At 57.9% G+C, this 7210-nt stretch carries 7 protein-coding genes; 3 read left to right on the top strand and 4 right to left on the bottom strand.

Annotated elements, in window-relative coordinates; all coding sequences use genetic code 11:
• Positions 1–2 precede the first annotated feature (2 nt).
• The 3 genes from ACA048_RS00685 to ACA048_RS00695 form a co-directional block, all read right to left on the bottom strand.
• Positions 3–932, bottom strand: a complete 930-nt coding sequence (locus tag ACA048_RS00685; protein ID WP_497627529.1) for a diiron oxygenase — start codon at positions 930–932, stop codon at positions 3–5.
• On the bottom strand, positions 929–1705 hold the full coding sequence (locus tag ACA048_RS00690) for a DUF3050 domain-containing protein (RefSeq protein WP_497627530.1): 777 nt from the start codon (positions 1703–1705) through the stop codon (positions 929–931). The genes ACA048_RS00685 and ACA048_RS00690 overlap by 4 nt, the downstream gene beginning before the upstream one ends.
• Before the next feature lie 682 nt (positions 1706–2387).
• On the bottom strand, positions 2388–3098 hold the full coding sequence (locus ACA048_RS00695) for a GntR family transcriptional regulator (protein ID WP_497627531.1): 711 nt from the start codon (positions 3096–3098) through the stop codon (positions 2388–2390).
• A 219-nt stretch (positions 3099–3317) separates the two neighbouring features.
• On the opposite strand from ACA048_RS00695, the gene lapG reads away from it, so the two are divergent.
• The 3 genes from lapG to ACA048_RS00710 all read left to right on the top strand — a co-directional run bounded on the left by lapG (position 3318) and on the right by ACA048_RS00710 (position 6706).
• Positions 3318–4010, top strand: coding sequence for a cysteine protease LapG (gene lapG, locus ACA048_RS00700; protein ID WP_497627532.1), 693 nt, complete (start codon positions 3318–3320; stop codon positions 4008–4010).
• A 14-nt stretch (positions 4011–4024) separates the two neighbouring features.
• Entirely contained in the window at positions 4025–5971 is a 1947-nt protein-coding gene (lapD, locus tag ACA048_RS00705; RefSeq protein WP_497627533.1) for a cyclic di-GMP receptor LapD, read from the top strand.
• A 459-nt stretch (positions 5972–6430) separates the two neighbouring features.
• Positions 6431–6706 carry a DUF6124 family protein gene (locus ACA048_RS00710; protein WP_497627534.1) on the top strand — a complete coding sequence of 92 codons (276 nt, stop codon included), beginning with the start codon at positions 6431–6433 and terminating at the stop codon, positions 6704–6706.
• Positions 6707–6864: 158 nt separating this feature from the next.
• On the opposite strand, the gene ACA048_RS00715 is transcribed toward ACA048_RS00710, so the two are convergent.
• Positions 6865–7203, bottom strand: a complete 339-nt coding sequence (locus ACA048_RS00715; RefSeq protein WP_497627535.1) for a tryptophan synthase subunit beta — start codon at positions 7201–7203, stop codon at positions 6865–6867.
• Positions 7204–7210: the final 7 nt, after the last annotated feature.

The raw sequence follows: 7210 nt of genomic DNA on the forward strand, positions 1-7210 counted from the left end.
TGTTAATCCAGGTAATCGCTCAGCGCGTCTTGCACGCACGGCGAGTCGAGCAGTGAACTGCTGCGAAAAAACCGCACAATGTTGGCGACCATTGGGTGATGGCGATTGATCGGGAAGGCCAGCCCCGAGACTTCGCACTTGAGTGCCCGACGTGCCGCCTCGCTGATCTGCAAAGACTCGATCAACCGGAAGTCGAAGGACTTCTGAATATCATTGGTCAGGTAATGGCTGATGAACACCGGCAGAATCTGCGCGATGCAATGGCGATCGTCTTCGTTCGCGGTGTGCCAGTAGATGCGTACGAGCCGCGCCCAGAAGCTGGAATGGCGACCTTCGTCCAGCAAGTGATCAGCCATCAGGCCCTTGATCGACTGCTTGACTGTGTCGTCCTTGGCGAACGCCGCGACATCACCGGTCACGGTGTTCTCGGCAATGGCCACGCAGATCAACTCGACGGCGCTGCGCAGGTGTTCCGGCGCGAGCGCCAAGGCCACCGGGATGGCTCGACTGAGCTCGATTTCGTCGGGTAACCCGATCGGAGTGATGCCCGTCATGGCGATGGTTTGCTGCATGAAGTCCATGGCCACCAACGCGTGGTAATCCTCGTCCACGACCACGGTCATGGCGTCGTAGCGGCAGGCGAACGGGAACGCCACGGCGAAGCGATTCTTGGCGATGCTGCGCGCGGTCTTGTCGACGATCTCGGTTTCGAATATCACCACGTCGTTGATGAACTTGTAGAGCGTCTGCACCAAGGCAAAGTCCCTTTGTTCCGGGCATTCACGCAGGAAGGTTTCGCTCAGCACCAGCGGTTGCCGGCTCAAGGGATAGATCAGCTTGTCGTCGTTTTCCAGCACCCGCCGTGGGCGAGTGCGGATGGTCGCGCGGCTTTCCCAGGCGTCGGCGAAGGATTGGTAGTCGGCGGCGTTCATGCGCTCACCTCAGGCAAAGGTTCGCCCATGCTCAGACGCAGACCGTCCCACAGGGCGATGCGGCTTTCTATGGCGGCAATGGCGCTGGCGTAGACGTCCTCTTCGCGCTGCGGGTTGCCATCGACCAACCGGGCCAGGAGTTTTTCCGCCGCCGGGCCGTGGTCTTCGGAATCGACTTCGATGTGCCGCTCCAGGTAGTACCGGAAGGTCGGCGCTTGCTCGATGCCGATGCCCCAATCGTCGAGAATCCGCTGGAACATCTGCGGAATAACGCTCTCACGACCATGCAAAAACGCTGCGGCGACGCTGTGTCCGGGTGCATGCAACGCCGTGTGCAAGGTGTGCCGCACGAACTGCGCCGCCGCTGGATCGACGTCCACGCTTTGCAACGCGACGTCATAACTCACGCCTTCCTGCTGCAACGCTACAAAGCGTTCCACCGCGACGGTGCTGGCACCGACTTCGCGCATTGCATCCAGATACAATTCAAAATGGCTGTAATGGCCCTGGACCAGACGATCATCGGACTCTTCACCCAGCACGATTTCGTTGATCAGACGCGCGGCCTGCGGGTCTCCGGGCGGCAGCCAAGGCAGTTGAACGCAGGTCAATTCCTGTTGCAGGCGCTTGGTGAGCGACATGAAATCCCACACCGCAAATACATGGGTTTCCATGAAGCGCTGAAGTACCGACAGTGAATGTATTTCAGAGAAGATCGGGTGTGCACTAAGTTCTGCTTTTTTCTGGATGAGGCGTTCTTTATTGTTTTTCATGAGTGAGCCTATAAGTGATCTGAAGTGCCTAAAGGAAGTTGCGATCAATAAGTGACTGTCGTTTAAAGTTTTTTGTGGGCGAGCAGGAACCTCAGGCTAATTGATCTGTAGGAGTGGGTATGAGTCCGCCGGGCAGTGCCTGCAGGCCTGTGCTCAGTGCGGCGAACAAAAACTAATACACGAATAAAGTTTTCGGCAAGTAATTTTTTAATTAAATAGAAGTTAAACTTTCTACGGCGCGACCAGTCCCAATAAAACTTAAGTCAGAGGTTTTATCTGGGCGTAATTGCTCCTTCCAACTAATTAGGGTCAGAATTGAATAGAAGAGTGAATGCCTCACTCGAAGCAACTTTCATAGTTGAATCATTGACGTGACTTTAGGGGGTGGAAGTTGGCTGGGATCAACGCCGATGCTTCCTTTCCCGTGACAAGACTCCTTCCTTAGGTTCTTGTTGCGGGGGACTGCTGCGCAGGTGCGCAGCGTCGCCCGTTCATTCGTTATTGGCAGTTCAAGAGTGAGCGTAAATCACGGCAGCCGCTATCACCGAAACGTCACTTCTCGGTGCAATTATTGGGCTTGGGAGGGAGAAATCGAGGGCGAGGCTTTAGAGTGGGGCTTGCCGCCGTCGCGACAAGCGAAAACGAGCAATGAGAGTTGCTCGTTCAGGCTTGCCGGCACGGTTTATCGGGAGATTTTCTTGTTAAGCGCTTCAGGGCTGGCGAGGTAGCGCGTAATGACCTCGACACCCCGGTTGAGGTGATTCTCGAGCATCTTTACCGCTCGCTCAATGTCGCGGTCTTCCACGGCCAGTAGCAGCGCTCGGTGATCTTCCTGAGACAATTTGCCCAGGCCCATCGCTTCCAGATTGAAGCGCAGGAAACGTTCCTCTTCGTTCAACCCTTCTTCAACCAGACTCAACAGTCGACGGTTCGGCGCCTTGCTGTACAGCGACATATGGAACAAGCGATTGAGCCGGCCGATCTCGCTGTAATCCTGTTCTGTCTCCATATCATCGATATGACGGGCAGAGGCTTCGAAGTCTTCTTTTTCGAGCAATGGAATCGACAATCGCAGGGCTTCAGATTCCAGGAGAATCCGCAGCGCATAGGTTTCCACGGCGTCGCCCTGAACCAGCGGTGCGACGACGGCGCCTTTATGGGCGACAACGTTGAGCAGCGCCTGGGCTTCGAGCTGGCGCAAGGCTTCGCGCACCGGCATACGGCTGACGCCGAACAGGTCAGCCAGGTCTTGCTGGCGCAACGCGGTGCCGCAAGGGATACGCCCATCGAGAATCGCCGAGCGCAGCGTTTCTTCGATCACCGAACGTGCGAGGTGAGCGGGAATCGGCCCGCTGACCTTGATACTGCTGAGAGGGTTGGTCTTGTGTGGCACTGCTACGCACCCTAATGGACTGAAATATTTGGATCCAAATGGACACTAGTGACTGCAACAGAGCTTGTCAAACAGGCCAGGTTCTCAATCGCAATCTTTTCATGTCATCCACAATACAAAGTCTAGCGCGTCGCCCGTGATTGCACCGTGCCATTGTCTTTTGCCGGGCTAACCTGCACCATCGGCCGAATTCCATTTGCCTGACCTGGATGCCTCGCATTGGCGGTACGTTTCGCAATCCCACGGACTTTGCGCTGGCTGTGCTGCGCTCTGCTACTGGCTGGCGTCATGCTGGGTGGTTTGCAGGCCGATTGGGACTTTTCGCTGATCAGCCGTCGTGCTCAGGCTTTGTACGGCCCGTTGGGTGAAGGGCAGCCGCGGATCGATGCCTGGCAGCAGTTGCTGGCCACTCAGAAGCAGGTCAGCGAGTTGGAGCGGCTCAAAGTGGTCAATCTGTTCTTCAACAAACAGGTGCGCTACGTCGAGGACATCGACCTGTGGCACGAAGTCGACTATTGGGAAACGCCCATCGAGGCGCTGTGGAAGGGCGCCGGCGATTGCGAAGACTACGCGATTGCCAAGTATTTCAGCCTGCGGCATCTCGGCGTCTCCAGTGACAAGCTGCGCATCACCTACGTCAAGGCGTTGCGCCAGAACCGGGCGCACATGGTGTTGACCTACTATTCAAGCCCCGAGGCCATGCCGCTGGTGCTCGACAGCCTGATCAACGAGATAAAACCGGCCAATCAACGAACTGATCTGTTACCGGTCTACTCTTTCAATGCAGAAGGTTTGTACTTGCCGGGCGCCAAGGGCAACAAAAAGGTCGGTGACACCAAACGCCTGTCCCGCTGGCAGGACGTGTTGAAGAAAATGCAGGCCGAAGGTTTCCCGGTCGAAACGACAAACTAGGAGCACGCGCTCAGATGTCTTTGTTCAAACAGCTGTTGATCGCTATCTGTCTGTTCCTGGTGGTCGCCTTCACCGGCAGCTTCATGGTCAGTCTGGAAAGCTCGCGCACCCAGTACGTCAACCAGTTGCGCTCCCACGCCCAAGACGCCGCGACGGCGCTGGCGCTGTCTCTGACACCGAACATCGACGACCCGGCGATGGTCGAGCTGCTGGTCAGTTCGATTTTCGACAGTGGGTACTACTCAAGCATCCGCGTCGTCGACCTGAGCAACGACAATACCATCGTCGAGCGCAGCGGGATTCCGGCGGTGAACAACGTGCCGGACTGGTTCGTCAAAATGATTGGTCTCGAAGCCGCAGGTGGCGATGCGATTGTCAGCCGTGGTTGGGAGCAAGCGGCGCGGGTCGAGGTGGTCAGCCACCCGATGTTTGCGCTGGCCAAGCTGTGGCAGAGCGCGCTGGGGAGTCTCGGCTGGTTGTTGGTTTGCGGCGCCGTGAGCGCGGTGCTGGGGGCGCTGTTGTTGCGTCGGCAATTGAAACCGCTGGATTACATGGTCAAGCAATCCCACGCCATCGCCCGCCGCGAATTTCTCAGCCTGCCGGAACTGCCGCGCACCCCCGAACTGCGTCGCGTGGTGCAGGCCATGAACCAGATGGTCGAGAAGCTCAAGGCGTTGTTCCAGGAACAGGCCGAACGCAGTGAAAAACTGCGGGTCGAGTCTTATCAGGACAACCTCACCGGGCTCGCCAACCGTCGTTATTTCGAGATGCAATTGAACGCCCGGGTGAGCAATCCGGAGCAAGCCAGTTCCGGTTATCTGCTGTTGTTGCGGGTCAAGGACCTGGCAGGGTTGAATCAGCGCTTGGGCGGCCAGCGCACCGACCAGTTATTGAAAGCGGTGGGCGAGCAGTTGTCCCGCGAGTGTGCCAAGTACCCGGAAACCCAGAATCTCATCACGCGGATTCGCGGCGGCGAGTTCGCTGTGTTGGCGCCGGGGCTGGTGCGTGAGGAGGCGTTGCAGCTGGCGCAGAACCTCGACAGTGCCTTGGCCAGCCTGCATGCGACGGGCGCCACCGACGTGGCCTCGGTGGCTTCGATCGGCTTGGCGCCGTTCCTTCATGGCGACTCCCCACAAGCAGTGCTCGGGCTGGGCGATCAGGCGCTGGCCCAGGCGGAAACCCAGGGCGAGCCGAGCTGGGCGTGTCTGGATCACAGTGCATCGGCCAGCGTCGGCGATGACCATCATGCCTGGAACAACTTGCTGGACCAGGCGTTGAATCAGCGACGGTTCCAATTGTATTTCCAACCAGTCGTGGCCAGCCAGGACACGCAACTGGTGTTGCATTACAAAGTGCTGTCGCGCCTGGTCGACGAGCAGGGGCAGACTATTCCTGCCGGGCGCTTCCTGCCGTGGCTGGAACGTTTTGGCTGGACCGCGCGGCTGGATCGGCTGATGTTGGAATTGGTGCTGGAGCAGATGGCGGGTCACGAAGAGTCGCTGGCGCTGAACCTGTCGTCGGCGACGTTGGGCGATGCGCAGGCGCTGAATAAAGTTTTCGAGATTTTGCGCGCGAACTCTAATCTTGGGCCACGCCTGACGCTGGAAATCGGCGAGGAACAGTTGCCGGAGCAAGCGATGCTGGAAGAGCTGACGCGGCGCCTGCGAGAACTCGGCTTCTCCCTGAGCCTGCAGCGCTTTGGCGGACGCTTCAGCATGATCGGCAACCTGGCGCGGCTTGGGTTGGCGTACTTGAAGATCGACGGCGGTTACATTCGGGCGATTGATCAGGAGAGCGACAAGCGCCTGTTCATCGAGGCGATCCAGCGCGCGGCGCATAGCATCGATTTGCCGTTGATTGCCGAGCGGGTCGAGACTGAAGGGGAGCTGTCGGTGATTCGGGAGATGGGGATCTATGGCGTTCAGGGGCAGTTGTTTGGTGAGCCCAAGCCTTGGCGGTGAGGCGGATGCCCTCATCGCGAGCAGGCTCACTCCTACAGTAGATCTTCAGTGAACACAGACTGTGAGAACGACAAAAACCCCTGTAGGAGCAAGCTTGCTCGCGATGGCGTCAGTGCAGTCACCGGAAAATCTGAAGGCAAATTCCTAGGAGATTTCCTTCGAGTTGCGTCGGTTTTGGTGAACGTGTTCCGGGCAAAGCGCAGGTCTAGTCTGGCTTTGTCACTGAATAATCGGTGACACGGACGTGCAAGTCCGACCAACCTGTTTAGGTTGCGTATTGCCCCATCTCACGATGAGCATTTATATGCTCGCTGCTTTATGGCGGCTGCGCGCAGGAGATCCTCGGATCTGCTGGGTGTCCTAAACAGTCCCGGTCTTGCACACCTGCGCACGGCCGCCACCCTATTCGCGTGCAAGCGAACGGTGACGGTCCCAACTGACTGTTTAGGAAGTTTTCTTATGTTCAAAGTGACCCCAAATCCGCCTTCTCCCCGCAGAGGCCGCCTCTTCACCGTCTCCCCCGACATCCCCACCGAAGCCCTCCTGGCCAATGCCTCCGAAGACCTGCTCTCCATCAGCGCCATCGCCGCCGACCTGGCCGACGATGTAGAAGGCACACGCCGCTGCGTCGCGCTGGCGCTTAGCCGAATGGCCGACGGGGTTCATTTGTTGGTAGAGCGGGCGCTCGATCATCTTGAATTGCCAGAGTTGGCGGCGGGTTCGGTCCAGGATTAACAGGGAATTTTTTTGGTGAAATGACCATCGCCTTCGCGAGCAAGCCCTCTCCCACATTAGATCTTCAATGAACACAGCTTGTGTGAACGACGAGGATTCAATGTGGGAGCGGGCTTGCTCGCGAAGGCGTCAGCGCAGACACCAACAATGACGGGGGGTTAGATCAACCCCGTCTCTTCATCATCAATCAACTGGCTCAACCCGCCCAACGCTTCACGGGCCTGGTTGCGGTCCATCAGTTTGGCTTGTGCCGCCGACGGCAGGTCGGTGACGCGGATCACGCCTTTGCTGGTCAGCACCTGGATCAAGTCATCGAGTACCCGGATCATTTCCAGGTCGCTCTGCTTGAGCTGCTTGAGGCTGGTTTCCATCACTTCGTTGGCATACCAGGTCTGAATTTCATGGTTGTCGGCCGGCAGTGTTTCCGTGGCCTCGGCGTAGGCCGCGGCTTCCACGCGCACTAACTGGCCTTGCGCATCGCGTTGCACGTAGAACATTGAACAT

Source organism: Pseudomonas sp. LBUM1659, assembly GCF_059716045.1.